Raw genomic sequence first — 15668 nt, 5'->3', positions numbered from 1 at the left:
GCGGCGCTCACGCGGCCGGGACCCTCGGCGCGGGGATGCCGACCGACTGGGGCGCGCTGCCCACGCTGGAGTGCCATGCCTCGGCGATCGTCTCGGGGTGCCAACCCCCGTCCGCGTAGGCCGTGTTGACCTCCTGCGGGTGCGACCAGAGCGTGAGCCGGTCGCCGCCGATGCCGACGCACTGGCCGGTGATGTCGCGGGCGGCGGCCGAGGCGAGGAAGGGCACGAGGGCCGCGCAGTCCTCGGGGGTGCCGAAGCCCTCGCCCTTGCGCAGGAAGGACGGGAGCGGCTCGCCGCTGCGCAGGGCCTCGACGTAGGGGGCGAACGCCGGGATCGTCTCGGTCATCGCGGTGGCGGCGACCGGCACGATCGCGTTGACGGTGACACGGGCCCGCGCCAGCTCCATCGACCAGGTGCGGGCCATGGCGGCGATGCCCGCCTTGGCCGCCGCGTAGTTGGTCTGCCCGAAGTTGCCGCGCTGGCCCGCGGGCGAGCCCACCAGGATCAGGCTGCCGCCCTCGCCCTGCTCGCGCATGCGGACGGCGGCGGCGCGGGCGCAGGTGAAGGTGCCCTTGAGGTGGGTGGTGACGACGGCGTCGAAGTCGTCGTCGGTCATCTTCCACAGGACCTTGTCGCGCAGGATGCCCGCGTTGGTGACCAGCGTGTCGAGCCGCCCGAAGGCGTCCACCGCGCGCGCCACCAGGCGGTCGGCGGCCTCGGCCGTGCCGACCGGGACCACCTCGGCGACGGCCGTGCCGCCCGCCTCGGTGATGGACGCGGCGGCGGCTTCGGCGGCGTCCTCGTCGACGTCGTTGACGACGACCGAGGCGCCGTGCGCGGCGAGCGCATGGGCGTAGGCGAGGCCGAGGCCCCGGCCGGAGCCGGTGACGACGGCGGCTTTTCCGGTGAGGTCGAGCACGGGTTTCCCTTCGACAGGCGGCGCAACAGGCCGCGGCATACCCGGAGTTCACGGCGGCGGCGTGGTCACGCCCCGTGCCGGGTCGATCTGCGAAAGGAAGCTAAGACAGATTATTGTTCACGTCAATGATTGTCGTCGTAATGGATTTTGAGGCATCCTTGGACCATGACGTCACGCCACACCCCTGAACCGGTCGACGCCGACGAGCCGTGGATGCGCGCGCTGCACGCCGACACCGGCTACCTCCTCTACCGGCTCGGCCTGCGCTCCGGGCAGCTCTTCAACGCCGCCCTCCAGGAGTCCGGCCTGCGCCTGCGCCACTACGCGCTGCTGCGCTACCTCGCCACCGTCGAGGGCGCCCCGCAGCGGGAGTTGAGCACCGCGCTCGGCTACGACCCGAGCGCGATCGTCGGGCTCGTGGACGACCTGGAGAAGCTCGCCTTCGTGGAGCGCCGCCCGGCCCCCACCGACCGGCGCGCCCGCGTCGTCGTCCTCACCGACAAGGGGCGGGCGTATCTGCGCGACAGCGACGAGGCCAGCCATCGGGTGACCGATGAGCTGACCTCGCCGCTCACCGCTCGGGAACGGGAGACGCTGCATGCCCTCCTGCTTCGGGTGGCACGCCCCCAATAGCCGCCCCTAGACGCTCCGCGGGGACGGGAGTTCGTCCTCCGCGGGCCGGTGGGGGCTGGTCGCGCGGTTCCCCGCGCCCCTTTGGGGAGCGATCTCTGCCGGCCCGGTCTCGTCGTGCGTCAGGTCCGGCAACTTCCGCAGCCAGCGCGGCAGATACCAGTTCCGCTCGCCGAGGAGCGCCATCACGGCGGGCAGCAGCACCCCGCGGATCACCGTCGCGTCGATGAGGACCGCCGCCGCGAGGCCCACGCCCATCTGCTTCATGGACTGCATGGACAGGGTCCCGAAGATGGCGAAGACCGCGACCATGATGACGGCGGCGCTCGTCACCACGCCCGCCGTGGTGACGACGCCGTGCGTGATCGCGTCCTTCGTCGTACGGCCCTGCAGACGCGCCTCCCGGATCCGGGACACCACGAACACGTGGTAGTCCATGGAGAGCCCGAAGAGGATCACGAAGAGGAACAGCGGCAGCCACGCGATGATCGCGCCCACGCCCTCCGCGCCGACCAGCGAGGCGCCCCAGCCGTGCTGGAAGACGATGACCAGGATCCCGTAAGCGGCGCCCACCGAGAGCAGGTTGAGCACGATCGAGGTGAGCGCGATGGTCAGCGAGCGGAACGAGAGCAGCATCAGCAGGAAGGCGAACGCGACGACGAAGGCGAAGACCGGTGGCACCGCCGAGCTCAGTTGGTCGTTGAAGTCCTTCGACCCGGCGACCTGCCCGGTCACGGGCGCCTCGGCCCCGTCGACCTTGCCGAGGGTCGCCGGGCGCACCTCGTCCCGCAGGAGATCGAGGCTCTTCTCCGCCTTGCCCTGGTCGGAGCCGCCGACCAGGGGCACCGAGAGGGTCGCGACGTTCTCCGCCGTGTGCACGGTCACGTCGACGGGACCGCGGGTCGCGCCCGAACTCACCGCCTGGGTACGGAAGTCGGCGATGGCCCGCTTCATCTCGGGGGAGTCGATGTCCTTCGCCCTGACGACGACCTCGGCCGGTTCCGTGCCGCCCGGGAACGCCTCGTTGACCCGGTCGTACGTCGCCACGATCGGCAGCGAATCGCCGAACTCCTGGTCCAGGGTGAGCTGTTGGGTCTTCATGCCGAGCGCGGGCAGCGCGATCGCCGCGAGGACGCCCGCCGCCACGGCCACGGAGACGGCGGGGCGCTTGAGGACGCCGCCGACGACCGCCCGCCACAGCCTGCTCTCGCTCGGGGCGCCCTGCGCGCGCCGCCGCAGGAACGGGAGCCGCCCCTTCTCGACCCGCTCGCCGAGCAGCGAGAGCAGCGCGGGCAGCACGGTCACCGAGCCGACCATGGCCACCGCGACCACCATCAGCGAGGCCAGTCCCATCGCCACGAAGTCGGTGATGCCGGTGAAGAGCATGCCCGCCATGGCCACGCACACCGTGACGCCGGAGACGACCACGGCGCGTCCGCTGGTGGCCGCCGCGATGCGCAGCGCGGCCTGCGGGTCGCGGCCCTTGGCGCGCTCCTCGCGCTCGCGGCGCAAATAGAAGAGGCAGTAGTCGACGCCGACGGCCAGACCCACCAGCAGCATCACGGAGTTGGCGGTCTCGCTCATCGGCTGGAGGTGGCTGACCACGCCCATCAGGCCCATCGTCGCCATGATCGCGGTGACCGCGAGGGCCACCGGGAGCAGCGCCGCGACGAGCGCACCGAACGCGATCAGCAGGATGCCGAACGCGACGGGTACGGCCGAGTACTCGGCCCGCTGGAAGTCGCTGCCGAAGGCGTCGTCGAACGTCTTCTGCATGGAGGCGCCGCCGATCTCCTCGATCCGCAGCCCCTGCTCCGTGTGCTTCTTCTCCACGCCGTCCACGGCCTTGAGGACCGGCTCGACCCGGTCGCCCGCCGTGTCGGCGTCGCCGCGCACGTCGAAGCGGACGAGGGCGCTGCGGCCGTCCTTGGAGACGCTGCCGCTCTGGTACGGCGAGGTCACGGAGGCGACCTTGCCGGTGGCGTCCACCGCTTCCATCACGTCGGCGACGGCCGCCCGGAACTCCGGTGCCGTGGCGGTGAGTTGGCCCTTGGCCTGAATCAATACGGTCTCGCCCGCGGGCTCCTTGAGCCCCGCGTCGTCGACGATCCGCGATGCCTGGCTCGTCTCTCCCTTGAGCCCGCCGTCGTCGTCCGCGTCGACCCGGCCCGCGGCCGAGCCGAGCCCCATCGCCAGGACGACGAACAGCACCCAGATTCCCACGGCCGCCCAGCGGTGCCGGGCGCTCCAGCCCCCGGCCCGCGCGGCGAACCCCCGTACCCGCGTATCCCGGGTGTCCCGCGTATCGCGGTGTGCCTTGCCCATGACATTCCCCATGGCCCCGAAGCTAGGGCGGGGGCGGGGTGCTCCTCGTCGTGCTGTCCGGTGAACCGGGGTGGCGCGATCTCATCCCTGGAGGGGGCCGTGACCCTGAGGCGAGCGGTCCAAGCCCCTTACACCTAAAGCGAGTTGGGGCGATCCTCCAAAGGGCTCCGGAGGAGGGGTGGCGAGGAATGTCCCATGTGGCAAACGGGGCCCGATTTGTTATTGCGAAACCTTGTTGAACAAGTCACAGGTGTGTGTAGGTATTGATCTGCGCGTGTCAATCGGACAGGGTTTCGTCTCAACGCCCGTAGATCTTCCGGAGCTTCGGGCCTGACGCGGTGAAGCTTGCTGCGTCCGCACAACACCCCCCACATCCCCCCACAACACACCACGAGGAGACCCCTCTTCATGGCATCTCACAAGCGCGCACGTTCGATGAAGCTCGCCGCCGGCATAGCCACCGCTGCCACCGCCGTGGGCGTCACCGTCTTCGCGGGTCCGTTCGCGGGCGCCTCGGCCCCGGCCGAGGGCAAGGTCTACGGCCTGGACGCCAAGGGCGCCGTCGCGGGCAACTACATCGTCATGCTCGACGAGAAGACCGACAAGGGCGCCAAGGAAGACCTCGCCAAGGAGTACGGCGGCTCGCTCAGCCGCAACTACTCCTCCGCGGTCAACGGCTTCTCCGCCAAGGGCCTGAGCGAGACCGAGGCCAAGCAGCTCGCCGCCGACCCGGCCGTCGGCAAGGTCGTCCAGTCGAAGAAGTTCAGCATCGACGCCACCCAGGACAACCCGCCGTCGTGGGGCCTGGACCGCATCGACCAGGCGGACACCAAGGGCGACAAGAAGTACACGTACCCGGACGGCGCGGGTGAGGGCGCGACCGCGTACGTCATCGACACCGGTGTCCGCATCAGCCACAAGGACTTCGGCGGCCGCGCGTCCTACGGCTTCAACGCCATCGACAACAGCGACAAGGCCGAGGACGACAACGGCCACGGCACGCACGTCGCCGGCACCATCGCCGGTGACGCGCACGGCGTCGCCAAGAAGGCCAAGGTCGTGGCGGTCAAGGTGCTCGACGGCCAGGGCTCCGGCACCACCGAGCAGGTCGTCGCGGGCATCGACTGGGTCACCAAGAACCACAAGGGCCCCTCGGTCGCCAACATGAGCCTCGGCGGCGGCGCCGACGAGGCCCTGGACGCGGCCGTCAAGAAGTCCATCGAGTCCGGCGTGACCTTCGCGGTCGCCGCGGGCAACGAGTCGGCCGACGCGTCCCAGGGCTCCCCGGCCCGCGTGAAGGAGGCCATCACGGTCGCCTCCTCCACCAAGGACGACGAGCAGTCGGACTTCTCCAACTACGGCTCCGTGGTGGACATCTACGCCCCCGGCTCGGACATCACCTCCGACTGGAACACCGGCGACGACGCCACCAACACCATCTCCGGCACGTCGATGGCCACCCCGCACGTCGTCGGCGCCGCCGCCGTCTACCTGGGCGCCAACCCCGACGCCAAGCCGGACGCGGTCGCCAAGGCGCTCACCGACGGTGCCACCCCGGACAAGATCTCCAACCCGTCCGAGGGCACCCCGAACAAGCTCCTGAAGGTCGGCGAGTAACACGAGCAGGGGCCGCGTGCGCGCGGCCCCCTCACGCCGCGGCCGTCGTGCCCACCCCCACGGGGCACGGCGGCCGCTCTATCGTGTGCGCATGGCGACGAAGGCGATCAAGAGATACGCGGCGCTGCTGCGCGGCATCAACGTGAGCGGCCACCGGAAGGTCCCGATGGCCCGACTGCGCACGCTGCTCACCGACCTGGGGTGCGCCGACGCACGAACGTATCTGCAGAGCGGCAACGCCACCTTCGCGAGCGCGGAGGCGAGCGAGGACGTCCTCGCGGCCCGGGTCAGCGAGGCCATCGAGAAGGAGTTCGGCTTCGCCGTGGACGTCCTGGTACGCGACGCCGCGTATCTGAAGGCCGTCGCCGACGCCTGCCCCTTCCCGGCCGCCGAACTGGAGGGCAAGCAGCTGCACGTCACCTACTTCTCGGCGCCGGTCGAGGAGGCCCGCTTCGCCGCCGTCGACCAACCCGCCTTCCTGCCCGAGGAGTTCCGCCTCGGCGACCGCGCGCTCTACCTCTACGCGCCCGACGGGCTCGGCCGCTCCAAGCTCGGCGAGGCCCTCGCCCGGCCGGCCCTGACCAAGGGCCTCATCGCCACCTCGCGCAACTGGAACACCGTCGTCAAGCTCGTGGAGCTCACCCATGACTGACTCGCCCAGGATCGACCGCACCCAGGCCGTCGAGGCCGCCATCGAACGCGAACTGCACCTCCTCGACCCCGAGGTGCGCGCCTCCCCCGAGCTGCTCGGGGCCTGTCTGCACCCGGAGTTCAGCGAGTTCGGGGTCTCCGGGACGCGCTGGGACCGGGAATCGGTGATCAAGGCCCTGACCTCGCGCGCGGACACCCGGGTCAGCCCCACCACGACCTCCCGCATGCAGGGCGCACAGCTCGCCGACGACCTCGTCCACCTGACCTTCGACACCAACCACAACGGCCGCCTCGCACACCGCAGTTCGCTGTGGCGCCGCGCCGAGGACGGCCGCTGGCTGCTCTGGTTCCACCAGGGGACCCCGTACACCGAGGGCGCCTGACGCGGGTGCTCAGCGCGTGTGCGAGGCTGCACCTCATGCGCTACATCATCATCGGAGCAGGGGCGATCGGCGGCACCGTGGGCGGCCGTCTCGCCGAGTTCGGCCACGAGGTGGTGCTCGTCGCCCGGGGCGCCCACCACGACGCGCTGCGGGACGAGGGGCTGCGGCTCACCACCACCGAGGGCACCAGGACGCACCGGCTGCCCGTCGTCACGGGCCCGGCCGAGCTGGGTGAACTGCGCGCCGACGACGTGCTGTTCCTGGCCGTGAAGACCCAGGACAGCACGGCCGCCCTGGACGCGTGGAGCGGCCGCCCGGTCGCCGGGGGCGGCACGGCCGGGCAGCGCCTGCCGCTGGTCTGCGCGCAGAACGGCGTGGAGAGCGAGCGGATGGCGCTGCGCCGCTTCCGCCGGGTGTACGCGATGTGCGTCTACCTCCCCGCGAGTCACGTGGAGCCCGGCGCGGTCGCGGCCCCCAATGGCCCCTACACCGGGATGCTGCACCTCGGGCGCTACCCGCACGGCACCGACGGGACGGCCGCGCAGATCGCCGCCGACCTGGAGAGCGCCAAGTTCCTCGCGCCTGTCGTGCCGGACGTGCTGCGCTGGAAGTACGGGAAGCTCCTCTCCAACCTCGCCAACGCCATCGAGGCGGCCACCGGCACCATCAAGGACGACGCGGGCCGCGCGCTCTTCGCCCGTGCCCGCGCGGAGGGCGAGGCGGTCCTCGCGGCGGCCGGGATCGAGGTGGCGGGCGACGCGGAGCAGCAGGAGGCCCGCGCCGAGGTCCGCTTCGACCCCTTCGACGGCTCCGAGCGCGGCGGCGGCTCCTCCTGGCAGAGCCTCACCCGCGGCACCGGCACCATCGAGTCCGACTACCTCAACGGAGAGATCGCGCTCCTCGGGCGGCTGCACGGGGTGGCGACGCCGGTCAACGACGCCCTCCAGGAGGTCGCCAACGCTTTCGCGCGGGAGCGCAGGCCGGCCGGGTCCATGACGGTGGCGGAGCTCACGGAGCTGGTGGAGCGCGCGGAGCCGGTGGCGGACACGGATCCCGGGGCCTGAAATGGCCCAGCGGCACGCTGGCGCAGTGGCCCACGCCGCTGCGCCACTTGCTGGATAGGGTCGATGACATGACGACGGACACCACGACCGGCCCCAACGGCGCCACCCGCATCGACTTCTACTTCGACCCCGCCTGCCCCTTCGCCTGGATCACGTCCCGCTGGATCCTGGAGGTCGAGAAGGCCCGCGACCTGGACCTGAACTTCCACGTCATGAGCTTGTACCTGCACAACGAGGGCAATGAACTGCCCGACTGGTACCGGGACCTGGTGGACCGGTCGCTCGGCGTCGTGCGGGTCGTGGCGGCCGCCGCCGAGAAGCACGGGCCCGAGGTGCAGCGCGGCCTCTACACCGCGCTCGGCAACCGCATCCACGGGCAGAAGGAGACCTACGAGCACGACTTCGGGAGGGCCGTCACCGAGGCGCTCGCCGAGACGGGGCTCCCCGCCGAGCTGGCCGCCGCCGCGGACGACTCCGCGTACGACGAGGCGCTGCGCCGCAGCCACGACGCGGGCAAGGACCCGGATGCGGACGGCTATGTGGGCACGCCCACCATCCACGTGGACGGGACCGTGTGGTTCGGCCCCGTCCTGCGGGCGATCCCGCGCGGCGAGAAGGCCGCGGAACTCTTCGACAGCTTCCGGGTCCTGGCGAACCACCCGGACTTCTTCGAGCTGAAGCGGACCCGGACCGGGGGCCTCGACTTCAGCTGACTCAGCCGGCCGCCTCGTCGTCGTGCGGCCGCCGCGAGGTGAGCAGGAGCGTGACCCGGCCGTTCTCCTCCGGCACCTCGCGGCCCTGGGTGTAGCCGAGCCGCTTCAGGAGCGTGATCGAGGTGGCGTTCTCGGAGTCCACGGTCGCGTGCACCTCGTCCAGGCCGAGCGTGTCATGCCCGTACGAGGTGAGCAGGCGCGCCAGTTCGGTGCCGAGGCCACGGCCCCAGCTGGAGCGGTGCAGCCCGTAGACGATCTCGTGGCCGTCGAGCCAGCGCTCCGGCGACGGCTTCACCTCGGCGTGCCCGATGTACCGGCCCTCGTGCCGCACCGCCCACACGGGGAAGCGCTCCTCGGCGTATATGAGCGTGAATATCCGGCCGAACAGGGCGCGGTCCTCGGCCGCGCTCTGCATGCCGTCCCCGAACCAGCGCCCCACGGCCTCGTCCTGGAAGAGCGCGACGAAGTCCTCCTGGTCGGCGGCGACATAGGGGGACAGATGGAGGCGCTCGGAGCGCAGTTCCGGAGTCATTCGCGGCACGTTAGGCCCGCGCCGCGCACGGCGGCAACCGGTTTGGGGCGGCCATTGCCCTCGCAGGTTCCGGGGGCAGTTGCCTGCGGAGATCGCAGGTCGCGGGGGCGGGCGGCGGCCCCGCTCCGCCGAGCCTCGTCGCCAGGCGGCGGTCCCGCTCCGCCGGGCCTCGTCGTCAGGCGGCCGTCTCGCCCCGCCAGGCCCCGTCCCGCTGCGCCCACCGCACCGTCGGGCGCACCGCGAGTCCCGCCGCGGTGAAGAGCACCGCGAGCACGGCCCAGCCGACCGCGCCGTGCCGCACCGCCGTGAGCGTCACCAGGGCGGGGCCCGCCATCATGCCGACCGCCTGGCCGGAGTTGAACACGCCCTGGTAGACGCCGTGGGCGCGGGCGTCCGCGAGTTCATAGCCGAGGGTCCAGCCGCCCGCCGCCATCAGGACCTCCGAGACCACCTGGATCACGGCGCCCACCACCAGGACGGCCACCGCCCCCACCGGATCCAGCCCCTGGGTGAGGGCGAAGGCCGCGCAGGACACCGCGAGCAGCAGCCCGGACCTGCGCATCGCCCGCACCGCCGCCGGCACGGTGGCCGCCGCGCGGCTGGCCCGCACCTGGAGCAGCGCCACCAGGACACAGTTGACGATGAGGAGCAGGGCGGCGGTCCAGCGGGGCGCGTCGGTGCGCTCCAGGATCCACAGGGGCAGGCCCACTTCGAGGAGCGTGTACTGCATGACGAGCACCGCGTACAGGCAGGTCACCCCGAGGTACGGCAGGTCCCGTACGGCCCGCCACCGGTTGGCCGCCTCCGCGGTGGTGCCGGTGACGGCGTCCGCTCCCGCGTCGGCCGCCAGGTCGCGGCGGTGCGCGGCCACCGGCAGGGTGCGGATCATCAGGGCGGGTGCGGCGAAGGACAGCACGTTGATGAGGATGACCGTCACATAGGCGCCCCTCGTGTCGAGTTGGAGCGCGATGGCACCGCAGGCGCCGCCCAGGCCCATGGCCACGTTGGTGATCATGCGCAGAAAGCCGCGCGCCTCGGTGCGGTTGGCGCTCGGCAGCACGTCCGCGTAGATCGCGCCGAGGACGCCCCGGCCTGCCTGCAGCAGGCCGGTCACGCAGATCACGGAGACCAGGAACGTCGTGTACGAGGCCACGAAGATGTACGCCGTCGTGGCCACTCCGCAGCCGGCCCACAGCAGCGAACCCACCCGCCTGCTGCCCCAGCGGTCCGCCGCCCGCCCGGCCGGTACGCCCGCAGCTACCCCGACGACTCCGGCCACGGTCATGCCGAGCCCGACGGACGTGGCGTCGAGCCCGACGATGCGGGTGAAGTACAGGACGCCCAGCGGGAAGAAGAGGCCGTTGCCGAAGGCGTTGAGGAAGGTCATGAGGGCGAGTCGGCGCACCACCGGCACGGAGCCGGGCGACCTGGGCTGAACTGGGCTCTCTTGGGCGGTGTCTCCCGCTGTCGTGGTCATGAACACAGCCAACCCGGGTGAGTGCGCGGGAGGCATTGATTTAGTGTCTGACTAAACCGGGGCTGAGCCGGGAGCCGGGAGCCGGGAGCCGGGAGCCGGGAGCCGGGTGGGGGAGGGGTCGGGGGGGGGATGATCGAGTTCCGCTTCGGCGTGGACGACCTCGCCAGTACGTCCTTCGCGTACTCGCCGCTCCAGGAGGCCGTGTTCTCGCTGCGCGCCTGGCGGGACCCGGCCCGCTACCCGCACCACCGGCCGTGGCTGCGCAGGCTGCGCCCCGCCTATGAGCGCCAGGACACGGAGCTGCTCTCCGCGCTCGTCTCACCGCGGCTGTGGGTACCGGACTTCCTGACACCGCGCCCCGACCGCGCCCGCCTCACCTTCACGGCCGACCTGGCCCGCCTCAGAGACACATCGCTGGACCTCGTGGAACCCGAATTCGCCGCCGCCTACGGTTCACCGGCCGCGGTTCCGGCCGTCGTACGGCGGGACCTCGCGCACCCCGACCGGCTCCTGGAGCGGATCTCCGAGGCCCTCACCACGTACTGGGACAGCTGCCTCGCCCCCGACTGGTGGCCCCGGGCGCAGTCTCTCCTGGAGGCCGATCTCGCCCACCGCGGCCGGGTGTTGGCGGAGCACGGGGCGGGGGAGCTGTTCGCGGGGCTCGACCGCCGCCTTTCGTGGAGCGGGGACGCGCTCTGCCTCAGCCGCGTGGACGTCCTGCACCCCTGGGCCGACGCGGACATCCATCTCGCCGGGCGCGGCATGGTGCTCGCGCCGACGATGTTCGCGCGCGGCGCCCAGACGGCCATCGACCCGGAGCGCCCGCCGCTCCTCATCTACCCCGCACGGGGCCGGGCCGCGATCTCCGAGGACCCCCCGCCCGTCACCGGCCACGCCCTCGACCGCCTCCTCGGCGCACCCCGGGCCCGTCTGCTCCTGCTCCTCGCCGAACCCGCCTCCACGACGGAGCTGGCCCACCGGCTCGGGGTCACTCCCGGGGCGGTGAGCCAGCACCTGGCGGTCCTCTACGACGCGGGGCTGCTGAGCAGGGTGCGGTCGGGGCGGAGTGTGCGGTACGGGCGGACGGGGCTGGGGGACGAGCTCTGCCGCTGACGGCCCGTCAACCGGCGCCGCCGCACTGGCACTTGGGCAGTCCCATCGGATTGGGGAACGGCAGCACTCCGGAGTCCCGTACGGAGCGTGACAGCGGTTCGAGGCCGGAGAGGAGCGCGTGCGTCTCCTTCTCGGTGAGCGGGTCGAGGAGGCGGGCCGCGAGCCGGTCCGTGGCGTCCTCGATCAACTCCCGTTCGGTGAGCCCCTGGTCGGTGACCCGGACGCCCGCGCCGCCGCCGGCCCCGCCCGCGATGAGCCCCCGCGCGCGCAGCCGGTCCACCGCCTCCTCCCACTCGTCCTCGCTCCACCCCCGGTCCTGCCTGATGGAGCCGGCCCCCACCCGCCCGGTCGCCGCCGCCAGGACCAGCGCCTCGCAGCCGTCAAGACCCCGGTCGGCGAGCACGGCGAGATGGGCGTCGCCCCTGAACTCCCGTACGCAGGTGAGCAGTTGCCACAATTCCTGGACCGGATCGGCTCCTTGCAGGGCGGCGCAGAGGTCGCGGTTGGCGGCGAAGAGGGGGCGTCCGAGCGGCGGGGCCTCGGCGACGGCGGTGGTGAGCGCCGGGTTCACCTCGGCGGCGATCCGCTCGGCGTCGGGCGCCAGGGAGCGCAGGGCCCGGGCGGTGCGGGCCGCGCGTTCCTCGACGACCCGCCCCGGCGGGGCGAGCTCCCACGCCGACGGCAGGGCCCGCGCGACCATGCCCGGCGCGAACACGCCGAGCGCCGCCGTGGCCGCGCCGGGGCCCACCGCGCCGAGGGGCGCCGTGCGGGCCGCGAAGTACCCCATCCAGAAACCCTTGAGCCCGAGCGCCCGGCTCAGGGCGCGGCACTCTTCTTCGAAGTAGACGACGGCGTGCGGCGGTTCGGCGCGCAGCCACAGGGCCCGGGAGTCCGCCACGGCGGCGGTCACAGTGGTCATGGGGCCACAAGTTAGAGGCTGGGGGGCGGTGCGGGAACCCCGCCTCACATAACTGTCCGCCTCACATAACTGTGTAGGGAAGGTGCAATTCCGTGAACGTCCTCGAACTTCCTTGAACTTCCCTGTTTTGAAACGATCTTGCTGTGTATTCTCTCCCCGTCAAGAAAACTGAACAGACGGGGGTATTCCTCATGGCAGCAAGAAAGCGTTTCGCCGTGCTCGCTTCCACGGCTTCTCTCTGCCTCGCCGCCGGTGCCGTGAGCGCCGGTGAGGCGCACGCGGCCGGTTCCTGGCGCTCGCTCAAGTTCCAGCACGGCAAGAACATCTGCCTGAGCGTGCAGGCGAAGGCCAGCACCAAGAAGGGCAAGCGCGAGCGGGTCCGCGGCTGCACCGGCGGTGTGTACCAGCTCTGGCGCATCGACTTCGCCAAGTACAAGGGCAGGGCGGTCGCCAAGCTGCACCCGGCCACCAACACCAAGCTGTGCCTCGACGGCGCCAAGACCGAGCGGATGGGCAAGGTCGGCTGGCTGTCGCACGTCACCAAGTGCAACAGCTCCGCGTCCCAGAAGTGGCAGTACGTGAGCACCAACCCGGGTGCGTACTTCAACCCGCAGAACGTCAAGAGCAAGCTCTGCCTCGGCGCTTACAAGGGGCGCAAGTCCAGTGGCACGTGGGTGGGCACGTCCAAGTGCAACAGCAAGGTCAGCGGCGGCCAGATCTTCAAGGCGAAGTAGGTAATTCCCTGCCGCACCGAAAAGGGCAGAGGTAAAGGGATCCCCGCCGCAGGCCAATACGGCCTGCGGCGGGGATTCTCTGCATTCAGGCGCTGACCGCCAAGCGGTGCACGCGGCGCACCTCCGTGTATCTCTGAACGACCAGTCGGGCCACCTCGGGCGCGGGGCCGAGCGCCTGCGCGAGGACATCGGCGCCGGCGGTCTCCGCGCCCCGCGCGATCCGGTCCGGCAGAAAGCCGGGGGCCAGCACATAGGGCGCGACGGCCACTTGGCGCACCCCGAGGGCGCGCAGCTCGGCCACCGCGTCCTCCGTGCGGGGAAGAGATGCGGAGGCGAACGCAGGCCGCACGGCGCACCAACCGGTGTGCCGCCACTCCCGCGCGATTTCAGCGATCACTGCGATCGCCTCCGGGTCACTGGAGCCCGCCGAGGCCAGGACGACCCCGGTCGAGCTCTTGTCGGCGGGCGTGAGGCCCGCCTCGTACAGCCGTCGCTCCAGCGCGTCGAGGAGCAGCGGCGAGGGGCCGAGGACCTCGGCCTGCCGGATGCGCAGCCGGGGCAGACGCGCACCCGCCTCGCGCAGTACGGCCGGGATGTCGGCCTTGGCGTGGAAGGCGCGGGTGAGCAGGAGCGGCAGCGCCACCACCTCCCGTACGCCGTCGGCCTCCAGGGACTCCAACACCCGAGGAACAGAAGGGGCGTTGAAGTCCAGGAACCCCGTCTCCACGCGCAGCTCCGGCCGCCGCGCCCGCACCTCGCGCACGAGGGCGTGCACGGTCGCGGCGTGCCGCGGGTCGCGGCTGCCGTGGGCGACGACGAGGAGGACCGGGTGGACCGGGCGGGCGGGGCGGACCGTGGCGTACATGGGGATCAGCTCTTCACCAGGAGGCCGCGGCTGCGCAGCACGCGGCGCTCCAGCGGGCTGAAGATCAGCAGGTCGATCACGATGCCGACGATCAGGATCAGCAGGATGCCGAGGAAGACCTGGGCCATGCTGCTGTTGGTGCGCCCGTTCTCCAGGAGCTGGCCGAGACCCTGGCCCATGCCGGGGATGTACGCGATGATCTCCGCCGCCATCAGGGAGCGCCACGAGAACGCCCAGCCCTGCTTCAGACCCGCCAGATAGCCGGGCAGGGCGGCGGGCAGAAGGATGTGCCGGGCCCCGCTCAGGCCCTTGGCGCCCATGGTCTGGCCCGCCCGCAGATACAGCGGTGGCACCTGGTCGACGCCCGCCACCAGGCCGTTGGCGATCGAGGGGACGGCGCCGAGCAGGATGACCAGGTACATCATCGAGCCGTTGAGGCCCACCCACATCACGGCGGGCGCCACCCACGCCACCGAGGGCAGTGACTGCAGGCCGGAGAGCGTGGGGCCGATCGCGGTGCGGATGAAGCGCACGCGCGCCACGATCAGGCCCAGGGGCGTGCCGATGGCGAGGGCGAGCAGGAAGCCGACGAGGCCGCGCGAGACGCTGGTCTCGATGTAGCCGAGCAGGGTGCCCTTGTACCAGGCGTCCTCGGCCTCCGCCCACACCGCTGACGGCGAGGGCAGCTTGGCCGGGTCGGTGACGATGTCGAAGGTGAGCAGCCCCTGCCACACCGCGAGCACCACGACGATGGCCGTCAGGGGCGGCAGAGCCTTCTTGACCAGCTTCTCCCGCAGCGGGACGCGCCCGCTCTGGGTGGTCTCCAGCGCGTCGAGGCCCGCTTCGAGACCGGCCAGGTCGTGCTGCGTCCCGGCGGGCTCGGCCGGGGCGTCCGCCGTCGTTGTCTCAGTGCTTGCCATGGCGGCGGATCTCCCCACGGAGTTGTTCGGTGATCTCGACGGACAGCTCCGCCACGGCGGGGTCCTCGATGCGGCGCGGCTGGTCGATGTCCACCTGCCACTCGTGGGCGACCCGGCCGGGCCGGGAGGACAGCAGGACCACGCGCTGCGCCAGACGCACGGCCTCGCGGACGTTGTGCGTCACGAAGAGGACGGAGACGTTCGTCTCCCGCCAGATGCGGGTCAGTTCGTCGTGCAGGACGTCCCGCGTGATGGCGTCGAGCGCGGCGAACGGCTCGTCCATCAGGAGCAGCCTGCTCTCCTGGGCGAGGGCGCGGGCCATCGCCACACGCTGGCGCATGCCGCCGGACAGCTCGTGGATGCGCTTGCCGTGCGCGCCCTTGAGGCGGACGAGTTCGAGGAGTTCCTCGGCCTTCTCGCGGCGCTCGGCCTTGGAGGCCAAGCCCCGCAGCTTCAGGGCGAGTTCGATGTTCTTGCCCGCCGTCAGCCAGGGGAAGAGGGCGTGCTCCTGGAACATCAGGGCCGGGCGGCCGTCGGTGCTGATGCTGCCCGAGGTGGGCTTGTCGAGCCCGGCGGTCAGATTGAGCAGGGTCGACTTGCCGCACCCCGAAGCCCCCAGGAGCGTGACGAACTCGCCGTGCGCGACATCGAGGGTGATGTCGTCGAGGACGAGCTGCGAACCCGCGCGCCCGGCGAAGGACTTCGAGACATGCTCTATGCGCGCGGCGTACTCGGTCGCCGCGACGGTGTCCGTGGCCGTGCCGCCTTCGGCGAGCGTGGTGGTCGTCATGGTCGTCATGGTCGTC

General features: G+C 71.7%; 16 protein-coding genes. 8 read left to right on the top strand and 8 right to left on the bottom strand.

Annotated features, from left to right (window positions below; all coding sequences use genetic code 11):
• Positions 1 to 7 precede the first annotated feature (7 nt).
• Positions 8 to 958 (bottom strand): SDR family NAD(P)-dependent oxidoreductase, encoded by a 951-nt coding sequence (locus ACFWYM_RS16545; protein ID WP_384836509.1) that lies wholly within the window; start codon positions 956 to 958, stop codon positions 8 to 10.
• 126 nt (positions 959 to 1084) lie between these two features.
• On the opposite strand from ACFWYM_RS16545, the gene ACFWYM_RS16540 reads away from it, so the two are divergent.
• Complete coding sequence (locus ACFWYM_RS16540; protein WP_384836506.1) at positions 1085 to 1552, top strand: MarR family winged helix-turn-helix transcriptional regulator; 468 nt, start codon at positions 1085 to 1087, stop codon at positions 1550 to 1552.
• Between the two features lie 6 nt (positions 1553 to 1558).
• Here the strand turns inward: ACFWYM_RS16540 and ACFWYM_RS16535 are convergent, their stop codons facing one another.
• Complete coding sequence (locus tag ACFWYM_RS16535) at positions 1559 to 3886, bottom strand: MMPL family transporter (RefSeq protein WP_384836503.1); 2328 nt, start codon at positions 3884 to 3886, stop codon at positions 1559 to 1561.
• Between the two features lie 396 nt (positions 3887 to 4282).
• Here ACFWYM_RS16535 and ACFWYM_RS16530 point away from each other — a divergent pair, with 396 nt between their 5' ends.
• The 5 genes from ACFWYM_RS16530 to ACFWYM_RS16510 all read left to right on the top strand — a co-directional run bounded on the left by ACFWYM_RS16530 (position 4283) and on the right by ACFWYM_RS16510 (position 8302).
• Complete coding sequence (locus ACFWYM_RS16530; protein WP_384836500.1) at positions 4283 to 5491, top strand: S8 family serine peptidase; 1209 nt, start codon at positions 4283 to 4285, stop codon at positions 5489 to 5491.
• A gap of 91 nt (positions 5492 to 5582) precedes the next feature.
• Positions 5583 to 6143, top strand: coding sequence for a DUF1697 domain-containing protein (locus tag ACFWYM_RS16525; protein ID WP_384836497.1), 561 nt, complete (start codon positions 5583 to 5585; stop codon positions 6141 to 6143).
• Positions 6136 to 6525 carry a DUF4440 domain-containing protein gene (locus tag ACFWYM_RS16520; RefSeq protein WP_384836494.1) on the top strand — a complete coding sequence of 130 codons (390 nt, stop codon included), beginning with the start codon at positions 6136 to 6138 and terminating at the stop codon, positions 6523 to 6525. The genes ACFWYM_RS16525 and ACFWYM_RS16520 overlap by 8 nt, the downstream gene beginning before the upstream one ends.
• 35 nt (positions 6526 to 6560) lie before the next feature.
• Complete coding sequence (locus ACFWYM_RS16515) at positions 6561 to 7589, top strand: ketopantoate reductase family protein (RefSeq protein WP_384836491.1); 1029 nt, start codon at positions 6561 to 6563, stop codon at positions 7587 to 7589.
• Between the two features lie 68 nt (positions 7590 to 7657).
• Positions 7658 to 8302 carry a DsbA family protein gene (locus ACFWYM_RS16510; RefSeq protein WP_384836488.1) on the top strand — a complete coding sequence of 215 codons (645 nt, stop codon included), beginning with the start codon at positions 7658 to 7660 and terminating at the stop codon, positions 8300 to 8302.
• Position 8303: 1 nt separating this feature from the next.
• Here ACFWYM_RS16510 and ACFWYM_RS16505 read toward each other — a convergent pair whose 3' ends face one another.
• Both ACFWYM_RS16505 and ACFWYM_RS16500 read right to left on the bottom strand, forming a co-directional pair.
• A complete protein-coding gene (locus tag ACFWYM_RS16505; RefSeq protein WP_384836485.1) occupies positions 8304 to 8834 on the bottom strand; it encodes a GNAT family N-acetyltransferase in 531 nt (176 codons plus the stop codon).
• A gap of 175 nt (positions 8835 to 9009) precedes the next feature.
• On the bottom strand, positions 9010 to 10311 hold the full coding sequence (locus tag ACFWYM_RS16500) for an MFS transporter (protein ID WP_384836482.1): 1302 nt from the start codon (positions 10309 to 10311) through the stop codon (positions 9010 to 9012).
• 129 nt (positions 10312 to 10440) lie between these two features.
• Between ACFWYM_RS16500 and ACFWYM_RS16495 the strand changes: the two genes are divergently transcribed.
• Entirely contained in the window at positions 10441 to 11424 is a 984-nt protein-coding gene (locus tag ACFWYM_RS16495; RefSeq protein ID WP_384836478.1) for a helix-turn-helix domain-containing protein, read from the top strand.
• A 7-nt stretch (positions 11425 to 11431) separates the two neighbouring features.
• Here the strand turns inward: ACFWYM_RS16495 and ACFWYM_RS16490 are convergent, their stop codons facing one another.
• Positions 11432 to 12343: a hypothetical protein gene (locus ACFWYM_RS16490; protein ID WP_384836476.1), complete on the bottom strand. Its 912-nt coding sequence runs from the start codon at positions 12341 to 12343 to the stop codon at positions 11432 to 11434.
• A gap of 191 nt (positions 12344 to 12534) precedes the next feature.
• On the opposite strand from ACFWYM_RS16490, the gene ACFWYM_RS16485 reads away from it, so the two are divergent.
• Positions 12535 to 13077, top strand: a complete 543-nt coding sequence (locus ACFWYM_RS16485) for an RICIN domain-containing protein (RefSeq protein ID WP_384836473.1) — start codon at positions 12535 to 12537, stop codon at positions 13075 to 13077.
• Between the two features lie 85 nt (positions 13078 to 13162).
• Here ACFWYM_RS16485 and ACFWYM_RS16480 read toward each other — a convergent pair whose 3' ends face one another.
• From ACFWYM_RS16480 to ACFWYM_RS16470, 3 genes are read right to left on the bottom strand one after another with little or no spacing between them, the layout of a single operon-like run.
• Entirely contained in the window at positions 13163 to 13942 is a 780-nt protein-coding gene (locus tag ACFWYM_RS16480) for a sirohydrochlorin chelatase (RefSeq protein WP_384836470.1), read from the bottom strand.
• A gap of 5 nt (positions 13943 to 13947) precedes the next feature.
• Entirely contained in the window at positions 13948 to 14862 is a 915-nt protein-coding gene (locus ACFWYM_RS16475) for an ABC transporter permease (RefSeq protein WP_384836467.1), read from the bottom strand.
• Complete coding sequence (locus ACFWYM_RS16470; protein WP_384836464.1) at positions 14849 to 15661, bottom strand: ABC transporter ATP-binding protein; 813 nt, start codon at positions 15659 to 15661, stop codon at positions 14849 to 14851. Before ACFWYM_RS16470 ends, ACFWYM_RS16475 begins: the two co-directional genes overlap by 14 nt.
• Positions 15662 to 15668 lie beyond the last annotated feature (7 nt).

It is taken from the genome of Streptomyces sp. NPDC059009 (genome assembly GCF_042740175.1).
Taxonomy (GTDB): domain Bacteria; phylum Actinomycetota; class Actinomycetes; order Streptomycetales; family Streptomycetaceae; genus Streptomyces.
Note: the sequence above shows the minus strand (reverse complement) of the source record. Positions and strands in the feature narration are given on the sequence as shown.

Bases quoted from the DNA above. Each gene is read 5' to 3' on its own strand.
- ACFWYM_RS16545 (WP_384836509.1), bottom strand. From the start codon at position 958: ATGCCGCGGCCTGTTGCGCCGCCTGTCGAAGGGAAACCCGTGCTCGAC.
- ACFWYM_RS16540 (WP_384836506.1), top strand. From the start codon at position 1,085: ATGACGTCACGCCACACCCCTGAACCGGTCGACGCCGACGAGCCGTGG.
- ACFWYM_RS16535 (WP_384836503.1), bottom strand. From the start codon at position 3,886: ATGGGGAATGTCATGGGCAAGGCACACCGCGATACGCGGGACACCCGG.
- ACFWYM_RS16530 (WP_384836500.1), top strand. From the start codon at position 4,283: ATGGCATCTCACAAGCGCGCACGTTCGATGAAGCTCGCCGCCGGCATA.
- ACFWYM_RS16525 (WP_384836497.1), top strand. From the start codon at position 5,583: ATGGCGACGAAGGCGATCAAGAGATACGCGGCGCTGCTGCGCGGCATC.
- ACFWYM_RS16520 (WP_384836494.1), top strand. From the start codon at position 6,136: ATGACTGACTCGCCCAGGATCGACCGCACCCAGGCCGTCGAGGCCGCC.
- ACFWYM_RS16515 (WP_384836491.1), top strand. From the start codon at position 6,561: ATGCGCTACATCATCATCGGAGCAGGGGCGATCGGCGGCACCGTGGGC.
- ACFWYM_RS16510 (WP_384836488.1), top strand. From the start codon at position 7,658: ATGACGACGGACACCACGACCGGCCCCAACGGCGCCACCCGCATCGAC.
- ACFWYM_RS16505 (WP_384836485.1), bottom strand. From the start codon at position 8,834: ATGACTCCGGAACTGCGCTCCGAGCGCCTCCATCTGTCCCCCTATGTC.
- ACFWYM_RS16500 (WP_384836482.1), bottom strand. From the start codon at position 10,311: ATGACCACGACAGCGGGAGACACCGCCCAAGAGAGCCCAGTTCAGCCC.
- ACFWYM_RS16495 (WP_384836478.1), top strand. From the start codon at position 10,441: ATGATCGAGTTCCGCTTCGGCGTGGACGACCTCGCCAGTACGTCCTTC.
- ACFWYM_RS16490 (WP_384836476.1), bottom strand. From the start codon at position 12,343: ATGACCACTGTGACCGCCGCCGTGGCGGACTCCCGGGCCCTGTGGCTG.
- ACFWYM_RS16485 (WP_384836473.1), top strand. From the start codon at position 12,535: ATGGCAGCAAGAAAGCGTTTCGCCGTGCTCGCTTCCACGGCTTCTCTC.
- ACFWYM_RS16480 (WP_384836470.1), bottom strand. From the start codon at position 13,942: ATGTACGCCACGGTCCGCCCCGCCCGCCCGGTCCACCCGGTCCTCCTC.
- ACFWYM_RS16475 (WP_384836467.1), bottom strand. From the start codon at position 14,862: ATGGCAAGCACTGAGACAACGACGGCGGACGCCCCGGCCGAGCCCGCC.
- ACFWYM_RS16470 (WP_384836464.1), bottom strand. From the start codon at position 15,661: ATGACGACCATGACGACCACCACGCTCGCCGAAGGCGGCACGGCCACG.